A 17,669-nucleotide genomic window follows, 5' to 3' on the forward strand; every position below is an offset into this window, starting at 1 on the left:
CGCGGACGGCCGGGGCGGGGAGGGACGGAAAGGCAGGTCGCGGAGGGGGGCCGGTGCCCGGTGGGCCCGAGGGCACCGGCCGGGACGGGCGGCGGGTCAGGCCGCCTGGTCCGAGTCCGGAGCGGCCATGGCCCACTCCAGGACGAGGCGCTGGTACTCCTCGCGCTGCTCGGTGGTCAGTGTCCCGCCCGACCGGCGCCACAGGGCACGGATCTCCTCGTTGACCTCCGCGGCCGATCGCTCGGAGGCGGCTTCAACAGTGGTGGACATGCTGTGAAGCATATGCCGCTGGACGTGAAGGCGTTGTGAGTAAGCGGGATCGATTCGGACATACCGGACCGTGTTGCTCATCACGTCGGCCGGAGCCGGCCCGCCCGTCCCGCACCGTTTCTCAGGTGCCGGGCTTGCGGCCGTAGACGAAGACGTCGTCGCCCTTCCGCAGCAGCGACCAGTACTTCTTGGCGTCCTTCGACGTCATGTTGACGCAGCCGTGCGAGCCCGGCGGGTTCCACATGCTCACGCCCACCGAGTGGAACGCCTGGCCGCCGTCGAAGAACTGGCTGTAGGGCATCTTCACGTGGTAGAGCGTCGAGACGTGGTCGATGTGCCGCCAGTAGATCTTCTTCAGGCCGGTGCGGGTCTCGTACTTGTCCCGTCCGGTGCGCACCGGCACGGGACCGTACACGAGCCGCTTGCCGTCCTGGATCCAGCTGAGCTGGAGCGTGAGGTTCACGCAGGCTATGCGGCCCTTGTCGGTCGGGCACCTGCCGTCCTTGTTCGGGTTCTTCCCGACGGCCTTCTGCTTGTTCATGAGATCCATCACGCCCCAGGTGACCGGGCCCGCGTACCCGATGGTGGGAGTGATGCCGTGCTTGCTCTGGAAGGCCTTGATCGCCTTGCAGTCGGCGGCCGACTGCCGGCCGTCGACGGGACGGCCGAGGAACTTCTCGACCTTCTTCTGGTACGGCCCGGTCGACGTCGTGCAGCTCGTCGCCGCCTGTGCCGGAGCCGTGCCGAGCGCGAGCGCGAGCGGCGCCACCAGTCCGGTGACGCCGAGCACGACGGCTCCTCGTCTGGCCATGTGCCTCATGGCGGGCTTCCCCCTCGGTTCTTGTGTGTCCGTGGTGTCGGACACCTAGACCGCCGGGCGGACGTTCCGGTTGTGAAGCGGCTCACTTCGAGACGAAACGGTGACACTCGACGGGGGATCAGCCGGTGCGGCGGGGTGCGCGCAGTGCCGTGTGGAAGCCGGTGTTGACCGCGGTGAGGCCGCCGTCGACGGTCAGGGTGGTGCCGGTGATCCAGGCCGCGTCGCGCGAGGCGAGGAAGGCGACGGCGGCGGCGATGTCCTCCGGTTCACCGACCCGGCCCAGCGGGTACAGGCCGCGGACCCGCTCCAGCTCGTCCTCCCGGCCCTCCCAGGCCGAGGTGCGGACGGTGCCGGGCACCACCAGGTTGACGCGGACCCCGCGCCCGGCGGCGTGCCCGGCGAGGGTGCGGGTGAGCGAGACCAGGCCCGCCTTGGCCGCGCTGTAGGCGTGATTGCCGAAGTCCTGGAGGCTGTTGACCGAGCCGATGCCCACGATCGCGCCCCGGCCGGAGGCGGCCAGGTGGGGCAGCGCGGCGCGCCAGCAGCGGTGGACGCCGCTCAGGGTGACGTCGAGGTCGCGCTCCCACGCCTCGTCCGTGCCGTCCTCGAAGAGCGGGGTGTCGGGCGTGCAGCGGGCCGCGCAGGTCACGAGGACGTCGAGCGCTCCGAAGGCGTCCACCGCGTGGGCCACGGCCGCCTCCACCGCGGCCCGGTCCGCCACGTCGCACGCCGACGCCCGGACGGTGAGCCCCTGTTCACCCAGGGCCGCCGCGGTCCTCTCCGCCCCGGCCCCGTCCGCGTCGGTGGCCAGGACCCGCGCCCCCTCCTGCGCCAGCCGCCGCGCGACGGCCGCGCCGATGCCGCGCGCCGCACCGGTGACGAGCACCCCGTGCCCCTCGAAACGCCTCGTGTCCGTCATGGGCCAGAACCTACTGCCCCCACGCCCGGCCCGGCAGATAGCGTGCACCGCATGTCCGCGTTCATGCAGCAACTCCCCGCACTCATAGGCGTCGTGATCGGCGCGCTCGGCTCGTACCTGGCGGTCGTGCGCAGCGACCGCGTCCGGTCCGAACGGGAGCGCGCGACGCGCTGGGAGGAGCGGCGCCTGGCGGTGTACTCGGACTACGCCCGGTCGCTGAAGACGTCGGTCACGCTGACCTACCGGGTGGCCTCCCACCTCGGCAACGACCCGCACCCGCATCCGCTGCCCCTCTCCGACGCCGAGCCGCTGCTGACGGAGGCCGTCCTCGCCCGCGATCCCGCCGGTGAGGCACTGATCATGCTGGGCAGCCCGCAGGTCGTGGAGAAGGCGCGGGGCTGGGTCCTGGTGGTCATGGAGATGGAACGGTTCCTGCGCGAGGAGCGGCGCGAACCCGAGGCGTGGCAGGAACTGCTGGAGCGCCAGCGCGCCGCGCGCCAGGAGTACTACGCGTCCGTACGGGCCGATCTCGCGCTGCCGCCGGGTCACTCGGCCCGCTGGCCGGTGACCGCGGCGCAGCCGCCGGCGACGGCCGGCGGCCGGTGACGGGGCGGCCCGCCGCAGGTCAGCGGTAGCCGGTCGGGTCCGCCGGTCTGCCCGCGTCCTGGACCTCCGCGAGGTAGCGCCAGGCGTCGGGGCGGCTGCCGTCCAGGTCGGTGAAGCCGTACTCCCGGGCGAGGGCCCCGCTGGACAGGGACCGTCCGTTCCAGCGGGCCACGCCGGGATCGGCGGCCAGGGCGGCGACGGCGCGGCCCACGTAACGCGGCGTCTCGGAGATGGCGAAGTGCGGCACGTGCTCCAGGGCGTCGCGCCAGTTCTCCTCGGACACCTTGAACTGGTCGAGCATCAGTTCCGAGCGCATCCAGCCGGGCGTCAGCGCGACCGCGGTGGCGCCGCGCGGCCCGAGTTCGTGACCGAGGGCGAAGGCCATCCGCAGGACGGACGCCTTGGCGAGGTCGTAGAAGAAGTTGACCCGGTAGGTGTCCCGGTTGTACTCGGCGGTGCCGTCGGTCATCTCGACGACGAGGCCGCCGGGCCGGCGCAGCAGCAGCGGCAGGGCGTGGTGGCTGGTGACGGCGTGCGTCTCCACGGCGAGCCGGAGCAGTCTGAGGCCGTTGTCCAGGTCGTGCTCCCACACGGGGGTGTCCCACTCGAAGAGTTTCTCGCCGCCCCAGATGTCGTTGACGAGGACGTCGAGGCGGCCCTGTTCGCGGGCGATGCGGTCGACGAGGGCGCGCACCCGGCCGTGGTCCAGGTGGTCGGTGGGGACGGCGATGCCGTGCCCGCCGGCCTCGGTGACCAGGTCGGCGGTGTCCTCGACGGTCTCGGGGCGGTCGTACTCCGAGCGGTGGGCGCGGGTGGTGCGCCCGCTGACGTAGACGGTGGCCCCGGCGGCGCCGAGTTCCACCGCGATGCCGCGGCCCGCTCCCCGGGTGGCGCCCGCGACGAGCGCGACCCTGCCCTCCAGTGGACGTGACATGTCCGGCCTCCTGTGTTTCTCGTGACTCTCGTGTGCGGTGTGCTCGTCGAGGGTCGCGTGGAAGCCGGACATCTCCTGTCGCCATTCGGCGCGGGTTCACCCGGGGCGGTGCCGGGCGTGTCAGTGCCCGCGGTCGATCCACTCCTGCAGGTGCGGGACCTCCGCGCCGATGGTGGTGCCCTCGCCGTGGCCGGTGAGGACCTTCGTCCCGGGCGGCAGCGTGAGGAGGCGGTCGCGGATGGAGTCGATGATCGTCGGGAAGTGGGAGTAGGACCGGCCGGTGGCGCCCGGGCCGCCCTGGAAGAGGGTGTCGCCGGTGAAGACGACGCCGAGACCCGGGTCGTGGAGGCAGACCGCGCCCGGCGCGTGGCCGGGCGTGTGCAGGACCTTCAGATCGGCTCCGGCCGTCTCGATGACCTGCCCGTCGAGCAGGTGCTCGTCGGGCTCCCGGCCGGGGTGGGTCATCCTCCACAGCGGCAGGTCGTCGCGGTGCAGCCAGATCATCGCGCCGGTGAGGTCCGCGAGGGCCGGGGCGGCGTTCACGTGGTCGTTGTGGGCGTGGGTGCAGACGATCGCGGTGAGCCGGCGCTCGCCGAGGGCGGCGGCGATGGCCTCGGCGTCGTGGGCTGCGTCGATGACGATCGCCTCGTGGTCGTCGCCGACGATCCACACGTTGTTCTCGACGTCCCAGGTGCCGCCGTCGAGGGTGAACTGCCCGCTGGTGACGAGGCGTTCGATACGGGCCGTCATCAGAACACCACCACCGAGCGCAGCACGTCGCCGCGGTGCATCCGCTCGAACGCCTGCTCCACCTCGTCGAGCCGGATGGTCTCGGAGACGAACTTGTCCAGCGGCAGGCGCCCTTGCAGGTGCAGGTCGATGAGCATCGGGAAGTCCCGGGAGGGCAGGCAGTCGCCGTACCAGCTCGACTTCAGCGCGCCGCCGCGCCCGAAGACGTCGAGCAGCGGCAGCTTCAGCTTCATCTCCGGGGTGGGCACGCCGACCAGGACGACGGTGCCGGCCAGGTCGCGGGCGTAGAACGCCTGCCGGTAGGTCTCCGGGCGGCCGACCGCCTCGATGACGACGTCGGCGCCGAAACCGCCGGTGAGGTCGCGGATCGCGGCGACCGGGTCGTGGTCCTCGGAGTTGACGGTGTGCGTGGCGCCCATGGTGCGGGCGGTCTCCAGCTTGCGGTCGTCGATGTCGACGGCGATCACCTTCGCGGCCCCCGCCAGGCGGGCCCCGGCGACGGCCGCGTCCCCGACGCCGCCGCAGCCGATCACGGCCACCGAGTCGCCGCGGCCGACGTTGCCGGTGTTGATGGCGGCGCCGATGCCGGCCATCACCCCGCAGCCGAGCAGTCCGGCCACCGCCGGGGAGACGGCCGGGTCCACCTTGGTGCACTGTCCCGCCGCCACCAGGGTCTTCTCCGCGAAGGCGCCGATGCCGAGGGCCGGGGAGAGTTCGGTGCCGTCGGTGAGGGTCATCCGCTGGCGCGCGTTGTGGGTGTCGAAGCAGTACCAGGGCCGCCCGCGCAGACAGGCACGGCAGGCGCCGCACACGGCACGCCAGTTGAGGACGACGAAGTCGCCGGGTGCGACATCGGTGACGCCCTCGCCCACCGACTCCACGATGCCCGCGGCCTCGTGGCCGAGCAGGAAGGGGAACTCGTCGTTGATGCCGCCCTGTTTGTAGTGCAGGTCGGTGTGGCACACGCCGCAGGCCTGGACCCGTACGACGGCCTCCTGGGGCCCGGGGTCCGGCACGACGATCGTCTCGACCCGTACGGGTTCGTTCTTCCCGGGTGCGATCACGCCGCGCACTTCCTGCGCCATGGTGGTGGTCCCTTCCGTCGGCCGTCGTCCGTCCCTGCGACCCTACGCCGTGCGCGGTCGGCGGCGGCACACGGTCCGGTGCCGCCGCCACCCGGTCGCCGCACACCGGGCGCGTGGCCCAGTGCCGTGGCTCAGTACTGGACCGCGGGGACCAGTCCGAACAGCGGGGAGACGAGACCGGTGACCGCGTTCAGCCGGCTGAGCTGGTTGAGGTCCTTGACGTGGTGGAGCGAGGAGAGCTGCTCGGAGACCGGGGGCACCTCGTCCTGCCGGCCGGCGGGGATGCCGGTACGGCCGAGGGAGTCGAGCAGACCGGTGGGGACCGCCCGGCCGACCACCGGTACGGCCGAGTCGGCGGCGCTCGCGGGCAGGGCGGCGAGTCCCGCGACCGAGACGGCGAGAGAGGCGACGGCGACGATACGTCGAGTGGAGATCATGCCCTCAGCAACGCCGCCGGGCCCCGGCCGGACACGGGCCCCGGCCACCGCTCACCCGTCAGGGCGAGCGGCCGTCCGCGCGCGGTGATGCCGGGGCGGGCAAAGTGACCGGCCTCGCGTGGGCGGCCGCGCTTGCCGGGGGCGGCGGGCCGGAGGACGCTCGAAGGAGAGGCCCGTGAAGGGCCGCTGTTCCGGGGCCCCCGGAGCCCCGGGGCTCCTCCTAGGAGGCCACCATGGCGACCACGGCAGGTCCCGTCTTCGACACCGGTGCGCTGCGCCGGGGCATCGAAGGGCACACGGCGTCCACTCTGCTGTCGCTCTACGCGGACGACGCCGAGATCCGCATCGTGGACCGCGACTCCCAGCCGAGCCACCCCAAGGTCCTCAGAGGGCGTGCGGAGATCGGCTCGATGCTGGAGGACGTCTACGGCCGCGACATGACGCACCGGCTGGAGCAGTGCGTCGTCCAGGGCGACCGCGCGGCGTACGCCGAGTCCTGCGCGTATCCGGACGGCGTCCGGGTGCTCGCCGAGTCCATGGTCTCGCTGCGCGACGGCAAGATCACCGACCAGATCATGATCCAGGCATGGGACGAGTGACGAGGAGGACCGCGAGGTTCCAGGTCAGCTCCCGGCTGACCTGGTCCTTTTCGGCCCGGGGCGGACTGGGGCAGGCGCGTTCCCCGCTGCTTCGCCGGGCGGGCCCGGCCGGCACGGCCGGCACGGCGGCCAGGTCCGTGCCGGCGGTCCTGCTGCGGTCGCTGCTGCGCGCGGCCCGGCACCGTACCCGTACGCCGGTGGCGCGCGCTCCGCGTCGTACCCCGCGTACCCCGCGCGCTCGCCACGGCCGCCGCCGGTGAGGGTCCGCGCCCCCGGTGCGGTCGGCGGCGCCGCCCGGCCTCCCCCGCCGTCTCCCGGTCCCTCCTGGCATAGGGTGGGGCCGGGCCGTGACTGGCGCTGAGGTGGAGCACCACCGGGGAGCGGCCCCAGCCGAAGTCACAGCCGCGCGCCTGGGCGATCCGTCGCACGCTCAGGAGTGGACATGTCCCAGGCCCGCCTCATGGACGGCACCGCGCTCGCCCGGCGCATCGTCGGCGAGAGCGCGCGGAAGGCCGCCGAGATCACCTCCCGCACGGGCACCCCGCCGTGTCTGGCGACGGTGCTGGTGGGCGAGGACCCCGCCTCCGTCACCTACGTCCGGATGAAGCAGAACCGGTGCCGCACGGCGGGCATCGCCTCCCGGCACGTGGAGCTGCCCGCGACGACCGGCACCGACGAGCTGGTCGGCACGCTGAGGTCGCTGTCGGCGGACCCGTCGGTGCACGGCATCCTGCTGCAGCACCCCGTCGGCGACCACATCGACGAGCGGGCCGCGTTCGAGGCCGTCGCGCCCGAGAAGGACGTCGACGGCGTCACCTTCGCCTCGTTCGCCACGATGAGCTTCGGGCTGCCCGGGTTCGTCTCCTGCACTCCCGGCGGGATCCTGCGGCTGCTGGACGCCTACGAGGTGGATCCGGCCGGGAAGCGGGCGGTGGTGGTCGGGCGCAGCGCGATCCTCGGCAAGCCGGTGGGCATGCTGCTGCTGGCCCGGGACGCGACGGTGACGTACTGCCACTCGCGGACCCGGGAACTGTCGTCGGTGGTGCGGGAGGCGGACATCGTCGTGGCGGCGGTGGGCAGGCCGCGGCTGGTGCGCGGCGAGGACGTCAAGCCGGGCGCGGTGGTCATCGACGCGGGCTACAACGCGGGCAACGTCGGGGACGTGGACTTCGACTCCGCGGCGGAGCGCGCCTCGCTGATCACGCCGGTGCCGGGCGGGGTCGGCCCGATGACCATCGCGACGCTCCTGGAGCAGACCGTGGACGCCGCCGCCCGGCAGCTCGGGGTCTGAGCCCGGCAGCTCGGGGTCTGAGCGGTCGTCCGGGCGTCCCGAGACGCCGGGCCGCCGCCCGACGGCTCGGGGGGCTCACGGGGGACGGCCGGGCGCCCGAGCGCGCCGGTGGTGCCCCTGCGGCTGCGCGGGTGGGCGCGCCGACATGGACGGGTCGTTCGCCGGTGGCGGGCGGCCGCGCGGCCATACTGGCCGACGTGCGCGTAACGATCATGACGGCGGGTTCCCGGGGAGACGTGGCCCCCTTCACCGGACTGGGGCACGGCCTGGCCCGCGCGGGCCATGCGGTCACGGTGGTCACCCACGCGTGCTTCGAGCCGCTGGTCGCGGGCTCGGGCCTCGGTTTCCACCCGCTTCCGGTGGACCCGCGGGCCGAACTGGAGTCCACGCGCGGGCGGGGGCTGCACCGCAGCGCGACGGACGCGGGCAAGATGCTGCGGGCCGTGGGTCTGGTCCGGGCGGCGCTCGCCCGGATGACGGACGACCTGGTCGCCGCCGCGGAGAAGAGCGACGTCCTGCTGCTGTCGGGGTCGCTGGGGCCGGTCGGGCACGCCATCGCCGAGGCGCTGGGCCTGCCCAGCATGGGCACGCACCTGCAACCGCTCTCCCCGACCCGCGAGTTCGCGCCGCCGCTGCTCGGCGGCGGCCAGTGGGGGGCGGCGGTGAACCGCCTCGCGGGCCACGGGGTGAACCTCGCGATGGAACGGGTCTTCTCGGCGGCCGTGCCGACCGTCCGGGCCCGGCTGGGGCTGCCGCCCGCCCGTCTGGGCACCACCCGCCGGATCCGGGCGGGGCTGCGGCTGCCGGTGTTCCACGGTTTCAGCCCGCTGGTGGTGCCCCGGCCGCGTGACTGGCGGCCCGGGCTGCGGGTGTGCGGCTACTGGTGGCCGTACGACCGCGACGACCGGCTTCCGGCGCGGGTGCGGGAGTTCCTGGACGCGGGGCCGCCGCCGGTCTTCGTCGGGCTGGGCAGCGCCACCGTGCCCGACCCCGCCCGGCTGAGCGCGACCATCGTGCGGGCGCTGCGCCTGGCCGGGCTGCGCGGGGTGGTGCAGCGGGGCTGGGGCGGGCTCGCGGCGGCGGGCGAGGACATGCTGACGATCGGTGAGGTGCCGCACGCGGCGCTGTTCCCGCGGACGGCCGCCGTGGTGCACCACGCGGGAGCGGGCACGACCGCGGCCGGGCTGCGCGCCGGGGTTCCGGCGGTGCCGCTGCCGGTCCAGTTCGACGAGGGCTTCTGGGCCGAGCGCCTCGTCTCCCTCGGGGTGGCCCCGTGCGCGGTCCCGCTGCGCGCCGTCACCGCGGACGGCCTGGCCGCGGCCCTCACCCGGGCCACCCGGGAGACCGCGCACCGGCGGCGCGCGGAGCGCCTGGGCGCCCGCATCCGCGCGGAGGACGGCGTCGGCCCGGTCCTGGAGGCGGTCGACCGGCTGGCACGCTGACGGGCCCGCCCCCTGACGACCGGCCGGCACACCCGACGATCGGAGGGATCACCGGGACCGCCGGGACGCCGGCGGCACAGACGTCGCAGGTCCGCCCACCGGCCCCCACAGACGGCAGCCCAAGCGCCGCGGCACCGCAACCGCCAGGACGCCGACGGCCACCGACGGCACAGGTGCGAAGCGTCCGCCCAGCGACCCGCGCAGACGGCAGCCCGGACGTGGCGCCGGGCCCGCCTGGTCACCGGCCCGCGTGGGCGGCCAGGTGTTCGATCGTCCGGACGGTGCGGGGCACCGCGTCCTCGGCCGCGAGGTGGCGGGCGACGGTGGCCGCGGCGCGTGCGTGCCCCGGGTCACCCACGGCGCGGCCGAGGGCGTCGGCCAGTCGTTCGGCGGTCAGCGCCGCGTACGGCACGGGCCGGGGGGCGGCGCCGAGCGCGGCCAGCCGGGCGGCCCAGAAGGGCTGGTCGGCGGCCACCGGCACCGGAACGGAGGGCACCCCGGCACGCAGTGCCGCCGCCGAGGTGCCCGCGCCCGCGTGGTGCACCACGGCGGCGACGCGCGGGAAGAGCAGCGCGTGCGGCACCTCGCCGACGGTCAGGACGTCGTCCCCGGCGGCGTCGAGCCCCGCGCTGCCGGCCTGGAGGACGCCGCGCAGCCCCGCTCGGCGCAGGGCGCGCAGGGTCAGCTCGGTCAGCCGCCGGCCGTCACCGCCCGCCATGGAGCCGAACCCGACGAACACCGGTCGCGGCCCGGCCGTGAGGAAGTCCTCCAGGTCCGCGGGCAGCCGCGCCTCCGGGTCGAGGTACGGCCACCAGTTGCCGACGACCTCCAGGCCCGCGCGCCAGTCGGCCGGGCGGGGGACGACGTGCTCGCTGAAGCCGTGCAGGACCTCCAGGCCCGCGGCCTCCCGGCGGCGGCGCGCGGCGGCGGGGCCGAGCGGGGGCAGGCCGAGGTCGCGCCGCAGCCCGGCGACCGCCTCGGTGTAGAGGCGGTCGGCCACCCGCAGCCCGACGCGTCCCGCGGCGCGGTTGCCGAGACGGCCCAGGGAGCGGGTGCCGCCGACAACGGGCGGGAAGTCGCCGGTCGGCGTGGTGGGCTGGAGGTGCGTGTCGAGGCTCGGGATGCCCGCGGCTTCCGCGAGGTGCCAGCCGAGCGGGGCGGTGGTGGTGGACAGCACGAGCAGGTCGGTGCCGTCGTCCACCACGTCGGCGAAGCCCCGCGCGAGCCCGGTGACGAACGCGGCGGCGCTGCGCATCAGCCCCCGCCGGCCCGCGACATCGCCCCGGGCCTCGGGGCGGGCGGGCAGAGCGCGGAACTCCAGGCCGGCGCGGCGGACCAGCGGCGCGAAGGGGTCCGGTGCGGCCAGGGCGACCTCGTGTCCGGCCCGGCGCAGCGCGGCGCCCAGGCCCGTGTAGGGGTCGACGTCGCCCCGCGACCCGGCCGCGGCGATCAGGATCCTCATCGGTTCTCCCCGGGTCCGGTGCGGCGGGCCGCGTTGGCGTGCACGGCCTTGCCCAGGTAGGCGGCGAGGCCGGGACGCTGCTGGGAGGGCGGGACGACGAGGGCGAAGGCGCGCGGGTCGGCGACGATGTCGTCCGCGATGCGCCGGTGCATGGCGGGCGGACACGAGGTGAACCAGCGGGAGATGTGCAGGCGGTGCTCCTCGGCGAGGTCCATGGCCCGTTCCCCGTCGGCCCTCTCGCCGTCGTCGAAGGCGGCGAGCAGTTCCGCGCGCCAGGCGGCGGCCTCGCGCATGAGCTGCCGCCAGTCCTCCTTGCTGTGCGCGGCGGCCCGGGCCATCGACTCCCGCTGTCCGTCCGAGTCGGCCCACTTCAGCTGGGCCTCGGTGGCGTAGCTGAGGTCGAAGGTGATCTCGCCGAAGACGTCGAAGCGTTCCTCGGGGGTGAGGGACACGCCGGTCTGCTGGACCTCGATGGCGCGCTCGGCCACCTCGGCCAGCCGCCGCAGCCGGGCGATCTCCTCACCCAGCGCGCGCTGCCGTGCGCGCAGGTGCTCCAGCGCGTTGGCCTGCGGGTCCTTGAGGATGTCGGCGATCTCGTCGAGGGAGAAGCCGAGTTCGCGGTAGAAGAGGATCTGCTGGAGTCGTGCCAGGTCGGCGTCGTCGTACAGCCGGTATCCGGCGTGGCTGCGGCCGCCCGGCGACAGCAGCCCCGCCCGGTCGTAGTGGTGCAGCGTGCGCACCGTCACCCCGGCGAACGCCGACACCTGGCCCACGGAGTAGCTCATTCACCTGCCCTTTCGTCGGCGTACAGACTGAAGCCTGACGTAGGGGCAGGGTCAACCGTCCCTCGCCCGGCGCGAGGGCGGGCCGCCGTCCCGTGTCCGCCGCACGGGCAGGGCCGCCACTCCGCGTCCCGCACACGGGCAGGCCTCCGTGTTGTCGCGCGAGGGCGGCCCCCTGTCTCTGCGCGAGGGCGGGCCGCCTCCCGGTGTCCGCCACGAGGGCGGCCCGCCGGCGCCGCGCCCGCCGGGAGGGTCAGCAACGGTCCCGGCCGCCGACGCGGCGGGTCAGGTTCAGCAGGTACTCCTTGCGGTCCAGCGGGTTGTGGTCGGTGCGCGGCCGCTCGGGAACGGCGTCCCCGCGCACCGGGGCGTAGTGGTCGAAGGCGCTCTCCAGTTCGCCCTCGCCCCGGGTCAGGCCGGGCAGCCGCTGCTCCAGCGTGTGCACCCGGGCGGCGGGCACCTCACCCTCCAGGACGCAGAGCGGACCGTGGGTGCGGGTGGTGCGGGGCACCGCGCGCAGTGCGGCCAGCGCCGGCAGGAGAGCGCCGAGGGTGTCCGCGGGTACCTCGGCACGGAAGCGGTGCATCGGTTCGTGGACGAGCGTGCGGGCGCGGCGCAGGGCCGCCATGAGCACCAGCGGGGTCAGGCCGCGGAAGTCGGCGCCGGTGCTCGACATGCTCTTGTCGAAGCCCTGGTGGGCGTGGCTCTGCCGGGGCGAGTAGCCGCAGTGGGTCATGGTCACCGTGCAGTCGGTGACCTGCCAGCCGTGCGGGCCCTGTCCGAGGCTCTCGCGCACGGTGTCCTCGACCGCCTTGAAGAAGGCGTACGGCATCGAGCCCAGCTCGACCTCGAGGCGGAAGTCCACACCGGAGCCGGCCGGCGCGGGGTCCACGCGCAGGCCGACCGTGGCGAGGAAGGGGTTGGCGTCCTTCTTGTTGTACTCCACCGCCGCTCCCGTCCCCACCGGACGTTCGACGCACAGCGGTGTGGTCTCCCGGAAAGTGACGTCCAGCCCGAAGTCGGCGGCCAGAGTGGCCTGCACGACCTCCTTCTGGACCTCTCCGTACAGCGACACGGAGATCTCCCGCCGCGCCTCGTCGTGGCGCAGCCCGATCAGCGGGTCCTGCTCGGCGAGCCGGGTGAGCGCGAGGTGCAGGGTGCCGCGGTCGGTTCCGGGGGCCGGCACGACGACGGTCTCCAGGGTCGGGGGCGCGAAGAAGCGGCCGTGGGCCTCGCGGGGTTCGCCGACGGCGTCGCCGACGCGGATGCCGGTCAGCCCCCACAGCCGTGCGATGCGGCCGGCGGGCACGGCGTCGACGCGGACGTCGGTGCCGTGGTCGAAGACGGCGAGTGCGGTGATCCGGCCCTCGGTGCGGGCCTCGCCGTGGGGGACGCGGTCGCGGACGCGGAGCGTGCCGGAGAACACGCGCGCGTACGCCGTCTGCTCCCCCGCGGGTCCCCGCTCGACCTTGAACACGGTGGCTGACAGCGGCCCGTCGGGGTCACCGCCGGCGGCGGGCAGGAGTTCCCTGATGCCGCCGATGAGCGCGTCCACGCCGGCGCCGGTGATGGCGGAGCCGAAGTAGACGGGGTGCACGAGGGCCCGCCGGGTCTGGTCGGCGAGCGCCGCGCGCACCCGGCCGGGGCCGAGTCCGTCCGTGACGTAGGCGGCCAGCAGGTCGTCGTCGTGGTCGGCGAGGACGTCGGCGGCGGCCGGGCCGATGCCGGGGACGAAGCGGGCCTCGCGGGTGCCGGTCCGCCGGGTGCGGCCCATGGGCACGACGGCCGGGGTCAGGCGCCGCACGATCGCCCGCAGCACGTCGTCCTCGCGGGCGCCGCGGCGGTCGATCTTGTTGACGAAGAGCAGGGTCGGGATGCGCAGCCGCCGCAGGGTGCGCAGCAGTACGCGGGTCTGCGCCTGCACGCCTTCGACGGCGGAGACGACCAGGACCGCTCCGTCCAGCACGCCGAGCACCCGCTCGACCTCGGCGATGAAGTCGGGGTGGCCGGGGGTGTCGATGAGGTTGACGGTGACGTCGTCGAGCGGGAAGGAGACGACGGCGGATCTGATGGTGATGCCGCGCTGCCGCTCCAGCGCGAGGGTGTCGGTCCGGGTGCTGCCGGAGTCGACGCTGCCGATCTCGTCGATCACTCCGGCGGAGTGCAGCAGCCGCTCGGTGAGGCTGGTCTTACCCGCGTCGACGTGCGCGAGGATGCCGAGGTTGAGCAAGTGCACGGGGCGTCATGTCCTTGTGAGGGGGTCGGGCGGTTTCCGGGGTGGACATGGACGCAGCGCGCATCGGTGCTCCTCGCTGGTGACGGTTCGGTGGACCGGGTCGCAGGCAGTGCAGCAGAGACGGGCGCGTGGCGGCAACGGCTTTTGGGGCCGTGCGGAGGACCCGGGCGCCGTCGCGGCGTCCGGTGAAGCGCGTCGCAGCACTCGCCCTGTCCGCAGCCCGGCCATAGAGTGACGTACATCACGCTGGTCGCTGATTTCCCTCACGTACGCCCATTCGGTCTCTGGAGGGCCCATGACCCACATCTCGGTCACGGTGGACGGCACGACGTACGAGGACGAGGTCGAACCCCGTCTGCTTCTGGTGCACCACCTGCGTGACCGGCTCGGCCTGACCGGTACGCCGATCGGCTGCGACACCTCGAACTGCGGCGCCTGCACGGTCGAGCTGGACGGCATGAGCGTGAAGAGCTGCACGGTGCTGGCCGTCCAGGCGGACGGCGGCGAGGTCACCACCGTCCAGGGACTGGCGAAGGACGGCGAGTGGACGCCGTTGCAGCGCGCCTTCCACGAGCGGCACGCCCTCCAGTGCGGCTACTGCACCCCGGGAATGATCATGGCGGCGCGTGATCTGCTGCGTGAGAACCCGCACCCGACGGGCGAGCAGGTGCGCAAGGCGCTGGAGGGCAACCTGTGCCGGTGCACCGGCTACCAGAACATCGTCCGCGCGGTGCTCGCCGCCGCCGAGGCCGGGGACGCCGGCTCCGCGCGTGCGCGGGAGGTGACGGCATGACCGGCCAGGCCGTCGAGCGGGAGGTCGGCCGGGCCCGGCTGCGCAAGGAGGACGCGCGGCTGATCACGGGCCAGACCACCTGGACCGACAACATCTCCGTCACCGGGCTGCTGCACCTGGCGTTCCTGCGCAGCCCCATGGCCCACGCGCGCATCGCACGCGTCGACGTCTCGGCCGCCCTCGAACGCCCCGGCGTGGTGGCCGCGTTCACCGGCCGCGACCTCGCCGGCGGTCTGGGCTCGCTGCCCTGCGCCTGGCCGGTCACCGAGGACATGGTGCATCCCGACCACCCCCCGCTCGCCCTGGACGAGGTCCGGCACGCCGGTGACCCGGTGGCGGTCGTGGTGGCCCGCGACCGGTACGCGGCCGCCGACGCGCTGGAGGCCGTCGAGGTGGACTACGAGCCGCTGCCGCCCGTCCTGGACCTGGAGGCCGCGCTCGCCGAGGGCGCCCCGCTGGTCCACGCCGGCGAGGGCACCAACCGCGCCTACGACTGGACGCTGCGCGCGGGCGAGGACTTCGAGTCGGTCCGCGAGCGCGCGGACGTGGTCCTCGCGCGCCGCTACCGCCAGCAGCGGCTCATCCCCAATGCCATGGAGCCGCGCGCCGTCGTCGTCACCCCGCTCGCCGCCACCGGCGAGTACACGGTGTACTCCGCGACCCAGATCCCGCACATCCTGCGGATCATGCTCTCCGTGGTCACCGGCGTCCCCGAGCACAAGCTGCGCGTGGTCGCCCCGGACGTGGGCGGCGGCTTCGGCTCCAAACTCCAGGTGTACGGCGAGGAGGCCGTCGCGCTGGCCGTCGCGCGCGAGCTGGGCCGGCCGGTGAAGTGGACCGAGTCGCGTTCCGAGGGCTACCTGGCCACCCACCACGGCCGCGGCATGATCCAGGACATCGAGCTCGCCGCGACCCGCGAGGGCAGGCTGCTCGGCCTCAAGGTCCGCCTCCTCGCCGACATGGGCGCCTACCTGATGCTGGTCACCCCCGGCATCCCCATCCTGGGCGCGTTCATGTACCCGGCGATCTACAAGGTGGGCTCCTACGCGTTCGACTGCACCGGCGTGTTCACCACCCGCACCCCGACCGACGCGTACCGGGGCGCCGGACGCCCCGAGGCCACGTACGCCATCGAGCGGGCCATGGACGAACTCGCCGCGGAGGTCGGCCTGGACCCGATCGAGGTGCGCCGCCGCAACTGGATCCGGCACGAGGAGTTCCCGTACACCTCGATCGCGGGTCTGACCTACGACAGCGGCGACTACGAGGCGGCCACCGAGAAGGCGCTCGCCCTGTTCGGGTACGAGGAGCTGCGCGCGGAGCAGGCCGAGCGCCACGGGCGCGGCGACCCCGTGCGCCTGGGCATCGGCGTGTCCACGTACACCGAGATGTGCGGGCTGGCGCCGAGCCGGGTGCTGCGCGACCTGAACTATTCGGCGGGCGGCTGGGAGGCGGCGAGCATCCGCATGCTGCCCACCGGCAAGGTCGAGGTGGTCACCGGGACCAGCCCGCACGGGCAGGGGCACGTGACCTGCTGGAGCCAGATCGCCGCGGACGTGCTGGGCGTGCCCTTCGAGGACGTGGAGGTGGTGCACGGCGACACGCTGGTGGCCCCGCAGGGCATGGACACCTACGGCTCGCGGTCGCTGGTCGTGGGCGGGGCGGCCGTGCACCGGGCGGCCGAGAAGGTGGTGGACAAGGCGCGCAGGGTCGCCGCCCACCTGCTGGAGGCCGACGAGGGCGACCTGGAGTTCAGGGGCGGCGTGTTCTCGGTGAAGGGCTCACCGGACGCGCGCCGCACCATCCAGGAGGTCGCCTTCGCGACGTTCACCTCGCACGACGTGCCCGAAGGCATGGAACCCACCCTGAACGCCGAACACGTGCTCGATCCGGAGAACTTCTCCTACCCGCACGGCACCCACCTGTGCGCGGTCGAGGTCGACACCGAGACCGGGCGGACCCGCATCCGGTCCTACGTCTGCGTCGACGACGTCGGCCGGGTGATCAACCCGGTGATCGTCGAGGGCCAGGTGCACGGCGGCCTCGCCCAGGGCATCGCGCAGGCGCTGTACGAGGAGGCGGTGTACGACACCGAGGGCAACCTGGTCTCCGGCACCATGGCCGACTACCTGATCCCCTCGGCGGCGGACCTGCCCGACTTCGTGACCGACCGCACCGAGACGCCCGCGGCCTCCAACCCGCTGGGTGTCAAGGGCGTCGGCGAGGCCGGCACGATCGCGTCCACCCCGGCCGTCGTCAACGCGATCGTGGACGCGCTGCGCCCGCTGGGCGTGCACGACGTGCCGATGCCCTGCACACCGGAGAGGGTCTGGGAGGCGGTCCGGGGCGCGCGGCCGTCCGGGACGGCGCACGAGGAGGCCTCGGCATGATTCCCCCCGCGTTCGACTACGTCCGGCCCGCCACGCTCGACGAGGCCGTGCGCGTCCTCGCCGACGCGGGCGAGGACGCCAAGGTCCTGGCGGGCGGGCAGAGCCTGCTGCCGCTGCTCAGACTGCGCCTGGCCTTCCCCGAACTGGTCGTCGACGTCGGACGGATCCCGGGACTGCGCGGGGTCCGCGAGGAGGACGGCACGCTCGTCATCGGCGCGCTGACCACCCATCACGAGGTGGCCCACGACCCGCTGGTGCGCCGGTACGCCGGGCTGCTGGCCCAGGCCACCGAGACGGTCGCCGACCCCGCCGTACGCCACCGGGGCACCCTCGGCGGCTCCCTCGCCCACGCCGACCCGGCCGGCGACCTGCCCGCGGTGGCCCTGGCGCTGGACGCCGAACTCGTCGCCGTGGGGCCGGGCGGCCGGCGCACGATCCCGGCGCGCGACTTCTTCGCCGACTACCTGCAGACCGCCCTCGCGCCCGACGAGGTGCTGGCCGAGGTGCGGGTGCCCGGGCGCGAGGGCTGGGGCTTCCGGTACGAGAAGTTCCACCGGGTCGCCCAGTCCTGGGCGATGGTCGGCGTGGCCGCGCTCGTCCGCAGCGACGGCGGGCACATCGCCGAGGCACGGATCGCTCTGACCAACATGGGCGCGACCCCGCTGCGGGCCGCGGCCACCGAGGAGGCGCTGAGGGGCGCCGGGGACGCCGGCGCGGTGGCGCGGGCGGCCCGGTCGGCGGCCGACGGCACCCGGCCCTCCCGGGACGCCTCCGCCTCACCCGAGTACCGGGCGCACCTGGCCCGGGTCCTCACCGAGCGGGCGGTCCTGGCCGCCACCGGGACGAGGTGAGC

Annotated in this window: 17 protein-coding genes and 1 riboswitch; of the genes, 7 read left to right on the top strand and 10 right to left on the bottom strand. The window is 74.4% G+C overall.

From position 1 onward, the window contains the following. Positions 1-96 precede the first annotated feature (96 nt). The 3 genes from ABZ719_RS16495 to ABZ719_RS16505 all read right to left on the bottom strand — a co-directional run bounded on the left by ABZ719_RS16495 (position 97) and on the right by ABZ719_RS16505 (position 2,009). Positions 97-282, bottom strand: coding sequence for a hypothetical protein (locus ABZ719_RS16495; RefSeq protein ID WP_366725867.1), 186 nt, complete (start codon positions 280-282; stop codon positions 97-99). A 109-nt stretch (positions 283-391) separates the two neighbouring features. Continuing rightward, positions 392-1,090, bottom strand: coding sequence for a L,D-transpeptidase family protein (locus tag ABZ719_RS16500; RefSeq protein ID WP_037851072.1), 699 nt, complete (start codon positions 1,088-1,090; stop codon positions 392-394). A 118-nt stretch (positions 1,091-1,208) separates the two neighbouring features. Next, positions 1,209-2,009: an SDR family NAD(P)-dependent oxidoreductase gene (locus tag ABZ719_RS16505; RefSeq protein WP_366725868.1), complete on the bottom strand. Its 801-nt coding sequence runs from the start codon at positions 2,007-2,009 to the stop codon at positions 1,209-1,211. A gap of 51 nt (positions 2,010-2,060) precedes the next feature. On the opposite strand from ABZ719_RS16505, the gene ABZ719_RS16510 reads away from it, so the two are divergent. Continuing rightward, positions 2,061-2,615 carry a hypothetical protein gene (locus ABZ719_RS16510; protein ID WP_366725869.1) on the top strand — a complete coding sequence of 185 codons (555 nt, stop codon included), beginning with the start codon at positions 2,061-2,063 and terminating at the stop codon, positions 2,613-2,615. A gap of 19 nt (positions 2,616-2,634) precedes the next feature. Here the strand turns inward: ABZ719_RS16510 and ABZ719_RS16515 are convergent, their stop codons facing one another. The 4 genes from ABZ719_RS16515 to ABZ719_RS16530 form a co-directional block, all read right to left on the bottom strand. Continuing rightward, positions 2,635-3,549: an SDR family oxidoreductase gene (locus ABZ719_RS16515; RefSeq protein ID WP_366725870.1), complete on the bottom strand. Its 915-nt coding sequence runs from the start codon at positions 3,547-3,549 to the stop codon at positions 2,635-2,637. 120 nt (positions 3,550-3,669) lie between these two features. Next, positions 3,670-4,299 (bottom strand): MBL fold metallo-hydrolase, encoded by a 630-nt coding sequence (locus ABZ719_RS16520; protein WP_366725871.1) that lies wholly within the window; start codon positions 4,297-4,299, stop codon positions 3,670-3,672. Beyond that, positions 4,299-5,384, bottom strand: a complete 1,086-nt coding sequence (locus tag ABZ719_RS16525) for an S-(hydroxymethyl)mycothiol dehydrogenase (RefSeq protein ID WP_366725872.1) — start codon at positions 5,382-5,384, stop codon at positions 4,299-4,301. The genes ABZ719_RS16520 and ABZ719_RS16525 overlap by 1 nt, the downstream gene beginning before the upstream one ends. Positions 5,385-5,515: 131 nt before the next feature. Then, positions 5,516-5,821, bottom strand: coding sequence for a hypothetical protein (locus ABZ719_RS16530; protein WP_366725873.1), 306 nt, complete (start codon positions 5,819-5,821; stop codon positions 5,516-5,518). Positions 5,822-6,054: 233 nt separating this feature from the next. Between ABZ719_RS16530 and ABZ719_RS16535 the strand changes: the two genes are divergently transcribed. From ABZ719_RS16535 to ABZ719_RS16545, 3 genes are all read left to right on the top strand, one after another. After that, positions 6,055-6,420, top strand: coding sequence for a nuclear transport factor 2 family protein (locus tag ABZ719_RS16535; protein ID WP_366725874.1), 366 nt, complete (start codon positions 6,055-6,057; stop codon positions 6,418-6,420). 337 nt (positions 6,421-6,757) lie between these two features. Then, positions 6,758-6,843, top strand: a riboswitch (ZMP/ZTP riboswitch). Between the two features lie 19 nt (positions 6,844-6,862). After that, positions 6,863-7,711: a bifunctional 5,10-methylenetetrahydrofolate dehydrogenase/5,10-methenyltetrahydrofolate cyclohydrolase gene (locus ABZ719_RS16540; protein WP_366725875.1), complete on the top strand. Its 849-nt coding sequence runs from the start codon at positions 6,863-6,865 to the stop codon at positions 7,709-7,711. A 212-nt stretch (positions 7,712-7,923) separates the two neighbouring features. After that, positions 7,924-9,153 (top strand): glycosyltransferase, encoded by a 1,230-nt coding sequence (locus ABZ719_RS16545; protein ID WP_366725897.1) that lies wholly within the window; start codon positions 7,924-7,926, stop codon positions 9,151-9,153. A gap of 238 nt (positions 9,154-9,391) precedes the next feature. On the opposite strand, the gene ABZ719_RS16550 is transcribed toward ABZ719_RS16545, so the two are convergent. The 3 genes from ABZ719_RS16550 to ABZ719_RS16560 form a co-directional block, all read right to left on the bottom strand. Further along, positions 9,392-10,615 carry a glycosyltransferase gene (locus ABZ719_RS16550; protein WP_366725876.1) on the bottom strand — a complete coding sequence of 408 codons (1,224 nt, stop codon included), beginning with the start codon at positions 10,613-10,615 and terminating at the stop codon, positions 9,392-9,394. Continuing rightward, positions 10,612-11,400 (bottom strand): MerR family transcriptional regulator, encoded by a 789-nt coding sequence (locus ABZ719_RS16555; protein ID WP_366725877.1) that lies wholly within the window; start codon positions 11,398-11,400, stop codon positions 10,612-10,614. Before ABZ719_RS16555 ends, ABZ719_RS16550 begins: the two co-directional genes overlap by 4 nt. A gap of 250 nt (positions 11,401-11,650) precedes the next feature. Continuing rightward, on the bottom strand, positions 11,651-13,633 hold the full coding sequence (locus ABZ719_RS16560; protein WP_366725878.1) for a translation factor GTPase family protein: 1,983 nt from the start codon (positions 13,631-13,633) through the stop codon (positions 11,651-11,653). Positions 13,634-13,928: 295 nt separating this feature from the next. Here ABZ719_RS16560 and ABZ719_RS16565 point away from each other — a divergent pair, with 295 nt between their 5' ends. The 3 genes from ABZ719_RS16565 to ABZ719_RS16575 are packed head-to-tail and all read left to right on the top strand — an operon-like array spanning position 13,929 to position 17,667. Beyond that, a complete protein-coding gene (locus ABZ719_RS16565) occupies positions 13,929-14,426 on the top strand; it encodes a (2Fe-2S)-binding protein (protein ID WP_366725879.1) in 498 nt (165 codons plus the stop codon). Then, positions 14,423-16,816 carry a molybdopterin cofactor-binding domain-containing protein gene (locus tag ABZ719_RS16570; RefSeq protein WP_366725880.1) on the top strand — a complete coding sequence of 798 codons (2,394 nt, stop codon included), beginning with the start codon at positions 14,423-14,425 and terminating at the stop codon, positions 16,814-16,816. Before ABZ719_RS16565 ends, ABZ719_RS16570 begins: the two co-directional genes overlap by 4 nt. Further along, positions 16,813-17,667 (top strand): xanthine dehydrogenase family protein subunit M, encoded by an 855-nt coding sequence (locus ABZ719_RS16575; RefSeq protein WP_366725881.1) that lies wholly within the window; start codon positions 16,813-16,815, stop codon positions 17,665-17,667. The genes ABZ719_RS16570 and ABZ719_RS16575 overlap by 4 nt, the downstream gene beginning before the upstream one ends. Positions 17,668-17,669: the final 2 nt, after the last annotated feature.

Source organism: Streptomyces sp. NPDC006743, assembly GCF_040703815.1.
GTDB lineage: Bacteria > Actinomycetota > Actinomycetes > Streptomycetales > Streptomycetaceae > Streptomyces.

Excerpts from the sequence above, each read along its gene's own strand:
- ABZ719_RS16495 (WP_366725867.1), bottom strand. The coding sequence starts at position 282 with ATGCTTCACAGCATGTCCACCACTGTTGAAGCCGCCTCCGAGCGATCG.
- ABZ719_RS16500 (WP_037851072.1), bottom strand. The coding sequence starts at position 1,090 with ATGAGGCACATGGCCAGACGAGGAGCCGTCGTGCTCGGCGTCACCGGA.
- ABZ719_RS16505 (WP_366725868.1), bottom strand. The coding sequence starts at position 2,009 with ATGACGGACACGAGGCGTTTCGAGGGGCACGGGGTGCTCGTCACCGGT.
- ABZ719_RS16510 (WP_366725869.1), top strand. The coding sequence starts at position 2,061 with ATGTCCGCGTTCATGCAGCAACTCCCCGCACTCATAGGCGTCGTGATC.
- ABZ719_RS16515 (WP_366725870.1), bottom strand. The coding sequence starts at position 3,549 with ATGTCACGTCCACTGGAGGGCAGGGTCGCGCTCGTCGCGGGCGCCACC.
- ABZ719_RS16520 (WP_366725871.1), bottom strand. The coding sequence starts at position 4,299 with ATGACGGCCCGTATCGAACGCCTCGTCACCAGCGGGCAGTTCACCCTC.
- ABZ719_RS16525 (WP_366725872.1), bottom strand. The coding sequence starts at position 5,384 with ATGGCGCAGGAAGTGCGCGGCGTGATCGCACCCGGGAAGAACGAACCC.
- ABZ719_RS16530 (WP_366725873.1), bottom strand. The coding sequence starts at position 5,821 with ATGATCTCCACTCGACGTATCGTCGCCGTCGCCTCTCTCGCCGTCTCG.
- ABZ719_RS16535 (WP_366725874.1), top strand. The coding sequence starts at position 6,055 with ATGGCGACCACGGCAGGTCCCGTCTTCGACACCGGTGCGCTGCGCCGG.
- ABZ719_RS16540 (WP_366725875.1), top strand. The coding sequence starts at position 6,863 with ATGTCCCAGGCCCGCCTCATGGACGGCACCGCGCTCGCCCGGCGCATC.
- ABZ719_RS16545 (WP_366725897.1), top strand. The coding sequence starts at position 7,924 with ATGACGGCGGGTTCCCGGGGAGACGTGGCCCCCTTCACCGGACTGGGG.
- ABZ719_RS16550 (WP_366725876.1), bottom strand. The coding sequence starts at position 10,615 with ATGAGGATCCTGATCGCCGCGGCCGGGTCGCGGGGCGACGTCGACCCC.
- ABZ719_RS16555 (WP_366725877.1), bottom strand. The coding sequence starts at position 11,400 with ATGAGCTACTCCGTGGGCCAGGTGTCGGCGTTCGCCGGGGTGACGGTG.
- ABZ719_RS16565 (WP_366725879.1), top strand. The coding sequence starts at position 13,929 with ATGACCCACATCTCGGTCACGGTGGACGGCACGACGTACGAGGACGAG.
- ABZ719_RS16570 (WP_366725880.1), top strand. The coding sequence starts at position 14,423 with ATGACCGGCCAGGCCGTCGAGCGGGAGGTCGGCCGGGCCCGGCTGCGC.
- ABZ719_RS16575 (WP_366725881.1), top strand. The coding sequence starts at position 16,813 with ATGATTCCCCCCGCGTTCGACTACGTCCGGCCCGCCACGCTCGACGAG.